Annotated in this window: 8 protein-coding genes; 1 reads left to right on the top strand and 7 read right to left on the bottom strand. The window is 42.3% G+C overall.

Annotated features, from left to right (window positions below):
* Positions 1–6: 6 nt before the first annotated feature.
* The 3 genes from DQW11_RS13360 to DQW11_RS13350 all read right to left on the bottom strand — a co-directional run bounded on the left by DQW11_RS13360 (position 7) and on the right by DQW11_RS13350 (position 7,528).
* Positions 7–3,381, bottom strand: coding sequence for a SusC/RagA family TonB-linked outer membrane protein (locus tag DQW11_RS13360; RefSeq protein ID WP_113924568.1), 3,375 nt, complete (start codon positions 3,379–3,381; stop codon positions 7–9).
* Positions 3,382–4,188: 807 nt separating this feature from the next.
* A complete protein-coding gene (locus DQW11_RS13355; protein WP_198669898.1) occupies positions 4,189–5,856 on the bottom strand; it encodes an FAD-dependent oxidoreductase in 1,668 nt (555 codons plus the stop codon).
* Positions 5,857–5,893: 37 nt separating this feature from the next.
* Positions 5,894–7,528: a sulfatase family protein gene (locus DQW11_RS13350; protein ID WP_232826765.1), complete on the bottom strand. Its 1,635-nt coding sequence runs from the start codon at positions 7,526–7,528 to the stop codon at positions 5,894–5,896.
* Between the two features lie 350 nt (positions 7,529–7,878).
* Here DQW11_RS13350 and DQW11_RS13340 point away from each other — a divergent pair, with 350 nt between their 5' ends.
* Positions 7,879–8,973, top strand: a complete 1,095-nt coding sequence (locus DQW11_RS13340; protein ID WP_113924565.1) for a glycoside hydrolase family 43 protein — start codon at positions 7,879–7,881, stop codon at positions 8,971–8,973.
* 314 nt (positions 8,974–9,287) lie between these two features.
* On the opposite strand, the gene DQW11_RS22390 is transcribed toward DQW11_RS13340, so the two are convergent.
* The 4 genes from DQW11_RS22390 to DQW11_RS13315 all read right to left on the bottom strand — a co-directional run bounded on the left by DQW11_RS22390 (position 9,288) and on the right by DQW11_RS13315 (position 16,084).
* The gene (locus tag DQW11_RS22390; protein ID WP_198669897.1) at positions 9,288–9,530 is read right to left on the bottom strand and encodes a hypothetical protein; all 243 of its coding nucleotides are present in this window, start codon (positions 9,528–9,530) and stop codon (positions 9,288–9,290) included.
* A gap of 1,882 nt (positions 9,531–11,412) precedes the next feature.
* Positions 11,413–12,726: a xylose isomerase gene (gene xylA, locus DQW11_RS13325; protein ID WP_113924563.1), complete on the bottom strand. Its 1,314-nt coding sequence runs from the start codon at positions 12,724–12,726 to the stop codon at positions 11,413–11,415.
* Between the two features lie 211 nt (positions 12,727–12,937).
* Complete coding sequence (locus tag DQW11_RS13320; protein ID WP_113924562.1) at positions 12,938–14,428, bottom strand: xylulokinase; 1,491 nt, start codon at positions 14,426–14,428, stop codon at positions 12,938–12,940.
* Between the two features lie 12 nt (positions 14,429–14,440).
* The gene (locus DQW11_RS13315) at positions 14,441–16,084 is read right to left on the bottom strand and encodes a sodium/sugar symporter (RefSeq protein WP_113924561.1); all 1,644 of its coding nucleotides are present in this window, start codon (positions 16,082–16,084) and stop codon (positions 14,441–14,443) included.
* Positions 16,085–16,312: the final 228 nt, after the last annotated feature.

Raw genomic sequence — 16,312 nt, 5'->3', positions numbered from 1 at the left:
TTTCGGTTAGAGTTTGATATTCAGACCCAAAGTATAAATAGCCGGAATCGGATAGACCTGACGGTCAATTCCATTGGCCACTTCTGGATTAAACCCGTTGTAATTGAAAATCGTCAGCGGTCTTTCGGCAGTAAATGTGATCCTGGTATTGGGCATCAAGAAACCAAAAAGCTCTTTTTCCAAAATAGAATAAGACAACCTGACATTTTGGATCCTGAAATAAGAACCGTCTTCAACGAAGTAATCACTCATATTCTGGTTCCATCCTTTTCTTAAGCCTGCAGCGGATGGGTATTTGTTTGAAGTACCTTCTCCTCTCCATAAGTTTTCGATCAGTTCAGCATCCAGGTTGGTGTCATTGGTAAAAATGATCTCTCCCCTTTTCCTGTTCAGAATGTCATATCCTGACTGTCCCTGGATCAACGCCGCAAAATCAAAGTTTTTAAAGCTGAAACCCATATTGAAACCATAAGTAAGTTTTGGCAGAAATGAACCCAACACAACCCTATCCTGGTCATTGATGATACCGTCACCGTTTTGGTCCTTGAAATTGAAATCACCGGGAACCAAATTGGTTGAAGCGATGAATTCAGGAGTATACCCGCTGTTGTTGATCTGTTCCTGATTTTGGAAGACCCCGTTGACCTGATAGCCATAAAATGCCTGAAAAGGTTGGCCGATAATGGATCTCTGTCGGAATTCGGCAGACCCTCCATCCAAGCCATCTGCACCACCAAGTCCCCTTACCTCATTTTTCAAGGTGGCAAAGTTACCGCCTATGAAATAGGAGAAGTTTTGGTTGACTCTGGTTTCCCAATTGAGGGTTACTTCTATTCCTTGGTTTCGGATCTCACCTACTGACCTTCTTTCGGTAGCTCTGAAAACAGGCGGAATGATACTGACAGCGAGGTTTCTGGTATCCCTGATAAAGTAATCCATTTCCAGGGAAAGCCTGTTTTCCAAGAACCTTGAAGTCAATCCAAAATTCTGTTCGACGGTAGTTTCCCATTGGTTGATCAGGTCAAAAGTTGGATTGAGACGTCTGCCGATGGTCAGCACATCATTGATGGCTGTATTGTTTTCCTGCAATGTAGGAGCGCCTACGGAAGGCCTGATCCCATCATTTCCAAGCTGTCCCCAAGAAGCCCTCAGCTTCAGGAAGTCAATACCTTTGACATCAAAAAATTCTTCAGACGATACTACCCAACCTGCACCGATGGTGGCAAAATTTCCCCATTTGTTTTGGAATTTATTGTTTCCATCACTTCTAAAAGTACCATACACCAAATATCGGTCATCAAAGTTGTAAGCCAACCTGGCAAAATAAGACATGAAGAACAACCTTGAATTGATGGTGTTGTCGCCGCCGTCCCCCACATCGTTGATGTCGATGTTGGTGGCATTGTCAAGGTACCAGAAATGCTCCCTGCTTCTGTCCGGTATCGGTGTGATTCCGGTACCGCGGGCAAAGAGGATTTCACTGTATTCACTTCTGAATGATTGGCCTAAAACAGCCGTAATACTATGTTTGTCAAAATTATCGGTGTAGGTAAAGAAGTTATCCCAGATCTGGTCAAATCTCGAAAAATTCTGCCTTCTTAAAGAGGATTGAAAAGCGGTTACACCGTCATTGAAATCAAAGCCGACATTTCGTGTATTGATTACTTCAAGGCTGTAATTATAGGCTGATTTGAAAGACAGCTTGCTCGGAATGATCTCTATGTTTCCATAGATATTTCCCAAAACCTTTCCGACTTGGTTCCTATTGTCTGAATACAATAAGCTATAGTAAGGGTTTTGATTTCCCCTGTATCCGATTTGCTGCGCATTCGAAAGCTGGAATGGAGAAGCGTTGGCATTGAGCGGGTCATATACCGGAATAATCGGAACCGCAAAATAAGAGCGGAACCATGCCCCGTCGTCTCCATTGAACTGCTGCGCTACACTGACGTTGAAGTTGGTCCCCACAGTAAGCCAATCATTGACATCAGAATCTATTTTTGTCCTGAAGTTGATCCTTTTGAATTCATTCCTGGTTTCATTGAGGAGACCTTTTTGGTCAAAATAACTTGCTCCTATCGAATACCTGGTTTTTTCACTTCCTCCATTGAATGAAAGGTTGTGGTTTTGGATTGCGGCGGGACTCATAATCTCTGCATACCAATCTGTATTGACATCCGGAAGATTGGGATCGAGCCTGCTCCTGCCATAACGTTGCATGGCATTGTTGACAAATGCAATGTCCGCAGGTGCTCCTGTTTCATTCACATATTGGACAAACTGCTGGGTATTGGCCATTTTCAATACGTTCTGAGGAACCTGCATCCCATAGTAGCCATCGTAGACGATTTCGGTTTTTTGGTTGTATCCACCGGATTTTGTTTCAATCAACACAACCCCGTTGGAAGCCCTTACCCCATAAATCGCGGAAGCAGAAGCATCTTTCAATACGGAAATGGTTTCGATGTCATTTGGATTGAGGAAATCGATGTTCTCAAAAAACATCCCGTCAACGACATACAGCGGAGCGGCATTTCCTTCAAATGAACCTACACCCCGCACCCTTACTGTAGGACTTGCGCCAGGTGCACCGTTGCTTACAATCTGCACACCGGCCACACGTCCCTGAAGGGATTGCATCGCATTTGCTGCCGGCGTTTTGACGATCACGTCAGATTTGATGGTCGTGATGGCAGAGGTGAGGTCTTTTTCCCGGAGGGCACCATAACCTATGATCACAAACTCATCCAAAGAATCGGTGTCTTGGACAAGGTTGATGTTGATGATGTTAGCAGTACCAACTACCACCGATTGTTTGACAAATCCGACAAACGAAAAAACCAAAACATCACCCTGTTCTGCGACGATGGAATATTTGCCATCAATATCCGTGACAGTGCCTGTCCCTTTTCCTTCAAGTAAAATTGTCACTCCGGGGAGGGGCAATCCAAGATCGTCATAGACAGTCCCGGTTACAGTCAGTTCCTCCCTCTCGGCGGTCACCAATGGCTGGGGAGTTTTCTCCTTTCTGACATCGATGTTATTGTTGATCTGGCGAAATGAAAGAGATGTCTGGACAGCAGCCTGCTTTAAGAACTCCTCTACTGTACCCTCTTTTTGTGAAAGGACGATCGGTGTAGCAGCATCAACATCCCTTTTGTCAAAAGAAAACTTAAAGGAAGTCTGGCTTTCAATCTGTTTAAAAAACTGACCAAGACTGTAGGATTGCTTTTGGAAATTGATACTTACTTCGTCTATGCTTTTATATTGTCCGTTGGCATTGGTTGCAAAACAAAAATTAAAAACCAGCAACTGGACAATAAACCCGTATAGGAAGAATTTGGATAACATATATATTATCTTCTGTAGATTATTTTTCATATAATTGAAAGGTTTATTGAATTGAACTATTCATTAAGCTTGGTGATTTGATGGTTCCATTCCCCAATGTTTTACATCAAAAAACCAATCCGAGCCGATAGATTTCCCAATCTGTCGGCTTTTTTTATAAGCTGTTTTTTTTCACCATAGATTTTTTTAATATCCATTCTACATCTATTTTTTTTTCTCTATTCAAAAATGAATGAACAGAAGCGACCAATGACATTTTAAGTCGGGATCTGTTATGGGTTTTAGTATAAAAAACATAGACAAGTTCACCATCAATCCTTGCCCTAAAACCCCTTTAAACCACGTCAGCGCATTTTCTTTAATTCGAAAAATGAGTCACCTTCCGTTATGAAATGAATGATTTCCAAACTGACTGAATTTTCTAAAAACCTTCAAAAAAATCCCTTCTTCATCGTCATCAATACGCATCCAATTACTCGACCCTGAGAAGGAATTAGAAAAGATTCCCTATTTCAAAAATCCTTCGGTATATAATTTCGTTTTTGGATTGCCAACCTTTAAAAAAGAAGGGAAATTTTCTATAAAAATACAGGAACTAACCCTTCAAAGAGTTATACAAATATGGAGAAATCTTACAGATTTGGCAGATTTTGGTATGAAATACCAACACAAAGCACCGGGTATATCTCAATGAATGTCCCAAAAATTTGGGGCTTTATAAATCAGTAATCCCGCTGACAAGATCATTTCATAATCCTTTCTAATTTGAAATGTCCTTCATTTTGATGAAATTCTGAATAAAGCCAACATTAAACAATAAGATCAAAAAATTCAGGTTTACTTTAATCTCTCCTCTAACACCAACACCTGTCCATCGGATTTCAATTTTTGGTTCAACTTACCATAATCCACCTCCTGAACTGCTGTTTTTTCATCTATGGCCATTACCGCAGCGGTGGCAGCTGATTGGCCCAATATCATAAATACAGGCTCCATTCTGATAGATCCAAAGGCGGTGTGGGAGCTTGACACACAGATAGGAACCAAGAGATTTTCGCATTCCCGCTTTTTGGGAACAATCGTACCATAGGAGATGCTATAAGGATTCTCAGGATGCACGCCGATATCCCCCTCATTCTGAACAAGTCCATCCTCAGTCACAAAACGCTGTACATTATGCGAATCCAAAGAATAGGAACCCATCCCGATGGATTGTGGCACTTCCCTTTTGCCCAAAACCTCGTGTTCTGTCATCACATAATCCCCGATCATGCGCCTTGCCTCTCTGACATAAATCTGATGCGGCCAATTGCCGTTGTCTGTAAATTCATCCTTTGCCAATCCCCATTTGGACATTTCCATTCTGACGGAGTCGGGTACCCTCGGATCATTGGCCAAGAAGTACATCAGCCCTTTTTGGTAATCCTCGTGTTCGCGGATCATGGTTTTACGCTCTTCATAGCTGGCTTCAGGATAGGCATAATTTTTACCAATGTAATCAGTGCTGAATGGACCGTGGTTGTTGGTGTCGGTTTTGAGGTTGGGAATATCATCAAACTTGTCAAAAGTCTCATTCCAGCCTGTCGCAAAAACCCGTGCAAGGAGTTCATACCTGTTTGGGTCGTAATTTTCGGGTTTTGGAAACGGAAGCCTGTTGTTAGGATGCTGACTGAGTGCCATTCTGAAGTTATAGGCCTGTAGTCTCTGATCACCTTCCCCATTTTTGCCGGGAGGCAAATCAGATATTTCCGGAAGCAGCCCGCTAGTGGAATCTCCGGGAATAATATAAGGACTCACCGGTTGTAGGAAATAATGCCTGTGCTGAAAAACTCCTACTTGGACACCATTCCAAGTTTCATTGTAAGTGGCATTGGATTCTCTGCCGACATGATAACTGACCCCTGCTGAAGCCAACAAATCCCCTTCGTAAGTCGCGTCAATAAATACCTTTCCTTTGAAGGTTTTTCCTGAAAGGGTTTTGAGGGAAATGATTTTACAGTTTTCTTTTTGTACTCCTGATTCCCTGTCAAGCCACTCGTCCCGCAAAACCTGTATCTCATTTTCTCTTACAAAATCCTCAAAAATCATCTCTGCAACATGGGGTTCAAAAATCCACATTGTCCGTGCACCGCCATCAATCGCGGGAGTTCCCTGTCCTTTGTTTCCGTATTCCTCCCTTTTTTGCCATTTCCATACCGAGTCGTTTTGGTAGTGCATATACACCCTGTGGTAAAATTCCCTTGCCAAGCCTCCGATTACAGATTTGTCTCCGGTATCTGTGAATCCCAATCCTCCTGAAGAAAGTCCTCCTAAATGGATATCAGGGGAAACGACAATCACTGATTTGCCCATTTTCTTAGCCTGAACCGCAGCAGTAATCCCTGCCGAGGTACCGCCATAGATGATGATATCGGCTTCGAATTCGTTGGTTTGGTCTGTTTTGGCACAACTGACTAGTGCTACCAACAAAATGATCAGGAAGTAGAAAAGGGTGTTTTTCATCATTGAAATTTTAAATGGTCAAAGGCAAAAAGGATTAAAATTATTCATTCCCCACTTTTTTATATGATCGGACAAAAGAACCTTGGGTATCCTTTACCTCTTTGAGGTATCTTTCGAGTAGATCTTGGCTGATTTGGGAAGAGTCTCCGTATTTTGTCCGAAGTCCTTCCAATTCCCCATGAAGTTTCTTTTTTACAGAGGCGTATGCAGGATCGTCGTAGACGTTTTTCATTTCTTTAGGGTCATTTTTACGATCATACAATTCCCATTCATCCACATCATAATAAAAATGGATCAACTTATACTCCTTGGTCACAATGGCGTAATGCCTTTTGACCATGTGGATAGAGGGGTACTCGTAATAATGGTAGTACACGGCATCCCTGTCCCACTTATCCGACTGCCCTGTCAGCAAAGGCATCAGACTTTCTCCCTGCATGTCTGATGGTGCTTCGATGTTGGCTGCTTCGAGAAAAGTCTGTGCAAAATCCAGGTTCTGAACCATCTCATCAGACTTGCTTCCCGGCTGGATTTTTCCAGGCCATGAGATCATCAGTGGGGTCTTGAAGGACTCGTCATAGACGAAGCGCTTGTCAAACCAACCATGTTCGCCGAGATAAAAACCCTGATCCGAAGTATAGACGATGATGGTGTTTTCCATCAAACCATTCTCCTCAAGGTAGTCCAAAACCCTTCCGACATTTTCGTCGACAGCGGCTATGGTACCAAGGTAATCCTGCATGTACCTTTGATACCGCCACTTCATTTTATCTACCTCATTCATAGAGGGATATGATTTGACAAATGAATCATTCATTGGGCCATATACCTTGTCCCAATTGGCGCGCTGCTCCGCATTCATCCGTCCCACCTCTCTTTGAAAAGCTCCTTTATCCCAACCTGACGCATCCGGAATCCCCAACTGATCCATCACTTCCGGGTACAGTTTGGAATCCCCTGACCAATTCATATGGGTCAAAAGATTCATTTCAGCCTCTTTTGCCGCAGAACCTCTTCCCGAATAATCATCAAAAAGGGTGGCCGGTTCAGGAAATGTTCTTTTGGAGAATTCCTCGAGATGGCGCTCGGCAGGCAGCCACTCCCGATGAGGGGCCTTGTGGAGATACATCAAAAAAAACGGCTCTTCCTCCTTCCTTTCATTCTCCAGCCAATCCAAAGTAAAGTCTGTAATCAGGTCAGTGACATAGCCCTCTACCTCGATGGTACCTTCGTTTTTGGTAATAAAAGTCGGATTGTAGTAAACCCCCTGTCCAGGCAAAATCTTGAACTGATCAAAGCCCTTTGGATTGTTGCCAAAATGCAGTTTCCCGAACATAGCAGTCTGATACCCATTGGCTTTTAGCAGTTGGGGAAAAGTGACCATGGTCGTATCAAAGGGGAAATGGTTGTCAGTTTTGCCGTTTAGATGGGAATGCTTCCCTGTCAAAATCGTTGCGCGGGAAGGCGCGCAGATGGAATTGGTGACGCAGGCATTGGAAAAAAGCATTCCGTTTTTGGCAATCCTGTCAATATTTGGGGTCTGGATCAGCCTGTCATCGTAGGCACTGATGGCCTGATAGGCATGGTCATCCGACATGATAAAGATGATATTCGGTCTTCCTTTTTCCTGTTTGGACCCAAGGCTGTCCATCTTGGCGGCGACTTCCGTGACCATCAAGCCTACAAACAACAAGGCAAATATTTTAATCATAGCATCTTTTGGTTTTTTCAATCACCTCTTCCTAAAATTACTGACTTTATCTCAAGGCCGACATCCACGCCGCCTTTTGTCCCTAAGGTAAGTTTCAGCGGTCCTTTTTTCAAACCTCTTTTTACCCAAACGGACCAACGACCATTTCTTTTCATACACTTTTCCCCGAAGAACCCAATCTGAACTGGAAACCTCCTCAGCAATATGAACCTCAGCGATCTCGATCTTCCAATCAAGATACCTGAAATAATGGGAAATCATCAAGAAATATCAAGGGTTATCCCTATTTTTAAGGAACAAAAAACCTATAACCTATGAAAAAACACTTTGTAAAAACCTTTACGACAGCAGCTGTAATATCCTTTTTGGGGTTATCCTGTTCACCCAAAACTGAGGAAAAAGTCGTCGTAGCGCCAGAACCATCCAAATATCTCAATGCTCCTTTGGTAACTGAAATATTTACAGCAGATCCATCAGCCCATGTATTTGAAGGAAAAATCTACATTTATCCTTCACATGATGTCGAATCCGAAGTGGTGGAAGATGATATGGGTGCCCATTTTAATATGACGGATTACCATGTTTTTTCCATGGACAAGCCCGGTGGCCAAATTACCGACCACGGCAAAGTATTGGATGTGGCAGATGTGCCTTGGGCCAAAAGACAAATGTGGGCACCAGATGCGGCTGAAAAGGACGGTAAATTCTACCTCTATTTCCCCGCAAAGGATAAGGATGATATTTTCAGAATTGGAGTAGCGGTAGCGGATAATCCTGCCGGACCATTTAAAGCCGAACCCGAAGCTATCAAAGGAAGCTACAGCATGGATCCTACTGTGTTCAAAGATGAAGATGGCAGTTATTACCTATACTTTGGGGGAATTTGGGGAGGACAGTTGCAGCAGTACAGAAACAACAAACATACCCCTGTGGGTCCCGGCCCTACTGATGGAATCCCTGCAAAAAACGAACCTTCCTTGATGCCGAAAATGGCAAAATTGAGTTCAGATATGTTGCAAATGGCTGAAGCCCCAAAGGATGTAAATATCCTGGATTCATTGGGCAATCCAATCTTGGCTGGAGACAGTGTGAGAAGGTTTTTTGAAGCGGCCTGGATGCACAAGTACAATGGAAAGTATTACTTTTCTTATTCTACCGGAGATACCCACAATATTGCCTATGCCATAGGGGACAATCCTTATGGACCTTTTACCTACCAAGGAGTGGTTCTGAATCCTGTTCAGGGATGGACCAACCACCATTCCATAGTGGAGTTTGAAGGCAAGTGGTACATTTTCTACCACGATACCGAATTGACCAACAAAACCCACCTGCGGAATATCAAAATGACCGAATTGGTCCACAATGAAGATGGGACGATACAGACCATCGAGCCTTTGAGGAAGTAATGGAGATCTGAGACGAGAGATTTGAGATTTGAGACAAAAAAACACCGTCAAGTGATTCTTGACGGTATTTTCATTTATGCTTGATTTGATTTTTTTAAGGCTGAAATTGAAAAGCCCTAATCGAAAGGTAATTATCGGAAACTTGAATTATAAATTCTTAATCAGAAAAAGGAGTAATTTCAAATTATGCCAAGCTGAGGGAAGAAGTGTAAAGGAATTTTTCTGAAGAAAGTAGAGACTCTATAAAACAAAATCCCCATTATAACTCCTGATTTTTCCATTTCATTTAAAAACTAACTTGGAATATCACCCTTTCATTTTCTGACATAAATATAATTTTCATCAAACTTAAATTCTGACTGAACCCATTTACCATTTATCCAATTACTCATTGATAAGTGTTTTAATTTATTCTCCTCAATAACCACTTTGTATAATTTTCTTTCCGCACTATGTGGAGAAGTCTTAGGAAGATTTTTATCATTAATACTTTCTATTTCGTCAAGCATTAAAAATCCATCTTTAAAATAGTAATCTCCAAAATACTCCTCCTCCATTTCACAACTGAAAAACTTAAACGTGCTGTCAGTTATAAACTTATAAGTATTGGTGCAATCTTAGGCTATTTTACACTCCCACTCTGTCCCATTTAAGTCTGCCTTTTGCATTTCCTGAGCTTTGCATGAAATAGAAAGAATAGGAAATACTAACATTACTATAAAGTTTCTCATAATTTCTAATATCGCAGTAAAAATTGAAACATATTCCTAAACAGTAGACATAGGTTTTGAACGTAAATAATATGTTCCTTTGAAGTCTGATTCAACTGTTTTCACACCCTTTTTGAGCCTAGTCAAACGTTGGAAACTATGACTGGTTAGTTGAAATTTCACCCTTTTTTTCTTTTCCAATTTGTAATTGGCCTGAAATGTCAAAGCCCTATTCGAAAGGTAATTCCTGATAATTTGAATAACAAATTCTACTAAACAAAAAGGTGTTGATTGTTTCTACAGCTGGAGGAGAAGCTTAAGCATTTTGATCCTTCGACCAAAAGCCCCATCGGGGCAAAATATTTGTAGCCATGGGTAAGGTGCTAAACCTAGTTTTATATTTTCTCAAATCTCCATGCACCGCAGCCCATGGGTAGAATGGCGGTTTTTTTGGTATTTCGGTCACGGGTCTCATAAGTTCGAGAATCTCAATTACCGAAATCTTAAGTGAAATCTCCTGATTTTGGCTCCTTCGACCAACAACAGCCCCGAAGCGGGCTGAATAATATTAACCCCGTGCAAGGTGCTTCTCTGATTTTTATACCCAAACCAATTTCCTTGCACCGCAGCTCGGGGTTATAGAAAATGGATGTCGTTAGTTTTTGGGAGCAAAAAGGGAAAGTCAGGAATTGGCTTCACACCAAAAACAGGGAAGGTTCAATTAATTTGGAAGGTCGCCTTTCTCTTTTTCAATTATTTGACCAAATCTCGACGATCTTTTCTCGTGTCACTTTTTGTCTTGAAACAAAAAGTAACCAAAAAAGGCAAGAAATTTTAATCCTCCCCTGCGCAGTGCCACCGCCGGCCCGGAAAAATTTCCTCCTCCCCACAGGTGTTCCAATAAAGGATTTTCCTGAAGTGTGAGATTCCCTATTAACAAACCATTGAAATTACTATTCTCGGGTCTCCTTCGACCAATAGCCCCGAAGCGGGCTGAATAATATTAGCCCCGTGCAAGGTGCTTCTCTGATTTTTATACCCAAACCAATTTCCTTGCACCGCAGCTCGGGGTTTTAGAAAATGGATGTCGTTAGTTTTTGGGAGCAAAAAGGGAAAGCCAGGAATTGGCTTCGCACCAAAAACAGGGAAGGTTCAATTAATTTGGAAGGTCGTCTTTCTCTTTTTCAATTATTTGACTAAATCTTGACGATCTTTTCTCGTGTCACTTTTTGTCTTACCACAAAAAGTAACCAAAAAAGGCAAGAAATTTTAATCCTCCACTGCGCAGTGCCACCGCCGGCCCGGAAAAATTTCCTCCTCCCCACAGGTGTTCCAATAAAGGATTTTCCTGAAGTGTGAGATTCCCTATTAACAAACCATTGAAATTACTATTCTCGGGTCTCCTTCGACCAACAGCCCCGAAGTGGGGCTTCCTTGGACCAAAAGCCCCATCGGGGCAAAATATTTGTAGCCATGGGTAAGGTGCTAAACCTAGTTTTATATTTTCTCAAATCTACATGCACCGCAGCCCATGGGTAGAATGGCGGTTTTTTTGGTATTTCGGTCACGGGTCTCATAAGTTCGAGAATCTCAATTACCGAAATCTTAAGTGAAATTCACATATTTTAACCCTTCGACAAGCAGCCCCGAAGCGGGATAAGCCTAGCACCAAACAAAAAAACCGTCTAGTTCACACCAGACGGTTTCTCCATGTATGTTTCGTTAAATCCTAAATGAATTCATTCAGGATATTTTCGTACAATTCCTGCTTGCCGCTTGTTTGTTTTGGTTCGCCGTTGGCAACTGCCAAGCTTCTCAAATCCTCCAAAGTCAGCTTTCCTTCTTCGAATTCTTTTCCTTTTCCTGCATCAAAAGAAGCATAACGCTGCTTTCTCAGATCAAGGTAAGCTGAGTTTTCTAAGATGTCATTGGCGATCAACATGCCTCTCGCGAAAGCATCCATAGAGCCAATATGTGCCAAGAACAGATCTTCAAGGTCTGTGGAATTTCTTCTTACTTTCGCATCAAAGTTCACCCCTCCACCTTTTAATCCTCCGCCTTGAAGGATCACCAACATAGCCTCAGTCAATTCCTGAAGGTTGATAGCAAATTGGTCGGTATCCCATCCGTTTTGCGCATCTCCTCTGTTGGCATCGATGGACCCCAACATCCCTGCATCAGCTGCTACCTGCAATTCATGTTGGAAAGTATGGCCCGCCAATGTCGCATGGTTGACTTCGATATTCAATTTGAAATCCTTATCCAATCCAAAATGTCTCAAGAAACCGATCACTGTGGCGGAATCATAGTCATATTGGTGTTTGGTAGGTTCCATCGGCTTTGGCTCGATAAAGAACGTTCCTTTGAATCCGTTCTTTCTTGCATAATCCCTAGCCATGGTCAAAAATCTGCCAAGGTGCTCGGTTTCGCGTTTCATATCGGTATTCAAAAGAGACATATAACCTTCTCTTCCTCCCCAGAATACATAATTTTCTCCGCCTAATTTGATGGTGGCATCGATCGCATTTTTCACCTGAGTTCCCGCCCAAGTCACGACATTGAAGTCGGGATTGGTAGAAGCACCGTTCATATAGCGTGGATTGGAGAATACATTGGCTGTTCCCCAAAGCAATTTCACCCCGGTTTCTGCTTGCTTTTGCTTGGCATAATCTGTGATGATCTGCATTCTGCTTTCGTATTCGGAAAGAGAATTTCCTTCGTCTATGAGGTCAATGTCATGGAAGCAATAATAGGGAGCGCCGATTTTGGTGATGAATTCAAAAGCCGCATCCATCTTGTCTTTGGCTCTTTGGACTGCATCTGCATTGGCATCCCAAGGTCTCACCATCGTTCCCGGTCCAAAAGGATCTGCACCGGTGGCACAGAAGGTATGCCAATAGGCAATTGAAAACTTGAAGTGTTCTTTGAGGGTCTTTCCCCCTACAATTTTATTTTCATCATAATATTTGAAAGCAAATGGATTTTTGGAGCCTTTTCCTTCAAACTTGATTTTGTCGATGTTTGGAAAATAGGTTTTTGACATGGTATTTATAGGTTATTTTTAGATTTGAGATATGAGATTTGAGACGTGAGATTTGAGTAAGCAGTGTTCAGTAAGCAGTATTCAGTGATCAGTAAGCAGTATTCAATAACTGGTATGAATTAATAAACGCTGCGACTGCACACTGTAAACTATCCATTGACAACTGTAAACTGTCCACTGTAAACTGTTTACTGTAAACTACAAAAACCGATCACTGCACTTTTTTCAATGCCTCCAACCAACTTTCGTAGACTTCCTTATAGGCACTGACCAAAGAAGGGTCAGGTTCTTTTGATGCTAATTTTTCAAGGCCCTGAAACGCTTCTTTTGGAGAGGCGTAAATTCCTGCACCGATCCCTGCTCCCCGTGCTGCTCCCTGAGAGCCATCAGTGTCATACAACTCAAGAGTGACGCCGTTCATGTTCACAAAAGCCTCTCTGAACAATGGACTCAAAAACATATTTGCTCTTCCTGCTTTGACAGTGTCGAGATTTAGGCCCATGTCTTTCATGATGCTAAAACCATAAGTCAGCGAAGCTACTATCCCTTCCTGCCCTGCCCGGAGAACATGTCTCCTGTCATGCTTGAGAAGATTGATGCCTGAAAGATGCGCGTCCACGGATTTGTTTTCCATGATCCTTTCCACACCGTTTCCAAATGGGATAAACTTCAAGCCTTCAGAACCTATCGGAACCTGGGCTGCCAAGTCATTCATTTCAGGATAGGAAATGCTTTCACCTCCCAAGAGTTTTTTGAGCCAGGAATTCAAAATCCCTGTTCCGTTGACACAAAGCAAAACACCATATTTTGGATCTTCCTGCTTGTGGTTGACATGGACAAAGGTATTTACTCTTGATTTCGGGTCATATACCGCTCGTGTACTTACTCCATAAACTGTCCCACTTGTACCTGCTGTAGTAGCCAATTCTCCTTCTTCCAATACATTGAGGGAAAAAGCATTGTTGGGTTGGTCCCCGGCACGGTATGTAATCGGAACACCGGCTTCTATTCCCAAAATTTCCGCAGCTTCGGAATTCACCTTTCCCTGAAAGGAGAAAGAAGGCACTACATCTGCGATCAGTGATTCATCGATTCCGTAGTATTCCAATAGCTTTTTGGACAATCCATTTGACTTAAAATCCCAGAAAATCCCTTCTGAAAGACCTGTCTCCGAAGTTTTGATTTCACCGGAAAGCTTCATGGCGATGTAATCACCGGGAAGCATGATTTTATGGATGCGGGCATAAAGGTCAGGTTCGTTTTCCTTGACCCACTTCAGCTTGGATGCCGTAAAATTTCCCGGAGAATTCAACAAATGGGGAAGGCAATATTCTTCTCCCAATTCCTGAAAAGCTTTGTTTCCTATCCCAACAGCCCGGCTGTCACACCAAATGATGGAAGGACGGATAACTTTTCCGTTTTTATCAACACAAACCAATCCATGCATCTGATAGGAAATCCCTATGGCATTCAGTTCGCCTGACAGGATATTTCCCTTTTTGACGATGGCATGCGTGGTATCTATGATATACTTCCACCACATGTCAGGATCCTGTTCCGCCCAGTCTTTTTGAGGGGCTGAGATGGTCATTTCCACTTTTGGCAAGCCTTCTGTCGCTACAACTTTTCCGGTATCAGCATCCAAAAGGGTAGCTTTTACCGAAGAACTCCCGATATCATATCCAATTAATAATCTTCTCATGCTTGATTAATTCTACCAGAATATAATGTAAAGGGCGGCTGTAATACCTGAAATAAGGATAGCTCCGATTTTGAATGTAGTGCTTGTCTTGAAAAGCTCTCTATTGATTTCAATGCTATTTGGATGGTCTTTTCCTTTGCCTTCATACAAACTGATCAAAATAATCAACGCGGAAATAACCAAGAACACGACACCCATCCTGTCAAGGAATGGAAGGTTTGGTAAACTGAATTTCAAAACTGTAGACAATGGAATTGTCAAAATCGCAGCAGTCAACGCAGCATTGGAAGTGGTTTTTTTCCAGAACACCCCGAAGAAGAAGATGGCAAAAACACCCGGAGAAACGAAACCTGTATATTCTTGGATAAACTGAAAAGCCTGATCCAATGACCCCAAAGCCGGAGCTACGATAGCAGCAACAACAAACGCGATCAAAGCTGACAATCTTCCTACCCTCACTTGCTTGGTCTCGGATGCATCTTTGTCAATGTATTGTTTGTAGATATCCATCGTGAAGATCGTAGAAGTACTGTTGGCCATGGAGGCCAAGGAAGATACAATCGCTGCAGTCAAGGCCGCAAACGCCAACCCCTTTAAACCTGTTGGCAAAATCTGAAGCAAGGTAGGATATGCCCTGTCTGACTTGATCAATCCTGTCACAGGATCATTCATAGATGCAATAAAACCCGGATCAATATCATTTTTTACAATCACCCAAGCTGCAATTCCGGGGATAACGACTATCAATGGCATCAAAAGTTTCAAAAACCCTGCAAAAATCATCCCCTTTTGGGCTTCATCAAGATTCTTAGCGGCCAAAGCCCTTTGGGTAATGTATTGGTTGAATCCCCAATAACTCAGGTTGGTAATCCACATCCCTCCTACCAACACACTGATACCCGGAAGGTCCAAATAAGCGTCTCTTGTCCCGCCTTTTCCATCAGAAATCATCATTTCACCTTTGGAAAGGATCATTGAAAAGTGACCTGGAACTTCTTTTCTCAAAAGACCCAAACCATCCCAAGCACTGCCATCCCCAACAATTTGAAGGGCTATATAGGTGGTAGATAAACCTCCTGCTATCAAAAACACCACCTGCACCACATCAGTCCATGCGACAGCTTTCAAACCTCCATAAATCGAATAAACCATAGAAAAAAGCGCCAAGCCTAAAATACCGTAAGTCATCGGGACATTCAGGATGGTATTTAAGCTCAATGCTCCAAGGTATAGTACCGAGGTAAGGTTAACAAAAACATATAACAGCAACCAGAAAATCGCCATGGTGGTCCTGACCCTTGTATCATATCTGTCCAACAAGAATCCCGGCATGGTGTAAATGCCTTTTTTCAAATACACCGGTAGAAAAAATATGGCCACCACAACAAGTGTGGCTGCTGCCATCCATTCGTAGGTGGATATTGCCAATCCCATGGCAAAACCAGAACCCGACATGCCAATAAATTGCTCGGCGGAAATATTTGATGCTATAAGCGATGCACCCACAGCCCACCAGGGCAGTGCTTTCGAAGCCAAAAAGTAATCTTTGGAGTCTTTAATATGGCCTTCCTTTTCCCGGGAAACGAAAAGGCCCATGCCCACAATCAGTAAGCAATACCCGATAAATACGGCGAGGTCTAAGGGTTCTAATAACATAGGTTATGGTTTATTGTAAATGATTATGATTCGTAATCGATTGCAAAAGATAATTTCTTTTTTTGACCGAATTATTTTCAAATATAATGTTTTCGGCTAATCTGACTAGTGTTTTTATATTTAAATCAAAGTCCTTCCATTAGCAGGGATAGTTCTTATATTCTTGGTTTATTTTGAATTTAAATTTGTTTGAATTCCCCTTTTGAAAATAAACTGTGAAAAACCTTG

Source organism: Cognataquiflexum aquatile (assembly GCF_003316845.1).
GTDB classification, from domain to species: Bacteria; Bacteroidota; Bacteroidia; order Cytophagales; family Cyclobacteriaceae; genus Cognataquiflexum; species Cognataquiflexum aquatile.
The sequence above is the reverse complement of the archived record's forward strand: the minus strand, read 5'-3'. Positions and strand labels throughout refer to the sequence as shown.

What these genes read in the sequence shown, in the direction of transcription:
- DQW11_RS13360 (WP_113924568.1), bottom strand. Translation starts at nt 3,381, where the DNA reads ATGAAAAATAATCTACAGAAGATAATATATATGTTATCCAAATTCTTC.
- DQW11_RS13355 (WP_198669898.1), bottom strand. Translation starts at nt 5,856, where the DNA reads ATGATGAAAAACACCCTTTTCTACTTCCTGATCATTTTGTTGGTAGCA.
- DQW11_RS13350 (WP_232826765.1), bottom strand. Translation starts at nt 7,528, where the DNA reads ATGGTCACGGAAGTCGCCGCCAAGATGGACAGCCTTGGGTCCAAACAG.
- DQW11_RS13340 (WP_113924565.1), top strand. Translation starts at nt 7,879, where the DNA reads ATGAAAAAACACTTTGTAAAAACCTTTACGACAGCAGCTGTAATATCC.
- DQW11_RS22390 (WP_198669897.1), bottom strand. Translation starts at nt 9,530, where the DNA reads ATGGAGGAGGAGTATTTTGGAGATTACTATTTTAAAGATGGATTTTTA.
- xylA (WP_113924563.1), bottom strand. Translation starts at nt 12,726, where the DNA reads ATGTCAAAAACCTATTTTCCAAACATCGACAAAATCAAGTTTGAAGGA.
- DQW11_RS13320 (WP_113924562.1), bottom strand. Translation starts at nt 14,428, where the DNA reads ATGAGAAGATTATTAATTGGATATGATATCGGGAGTTCTTCGGTAAAA.
- DQW11_RS13315 (WP_113924561.1), bottom strand. Translation starts at nt 16,084, where the DNA reads ATGTTATTAGAACCCTTAGACCTCGCCGTATTTATCGGGTATTGCTTA.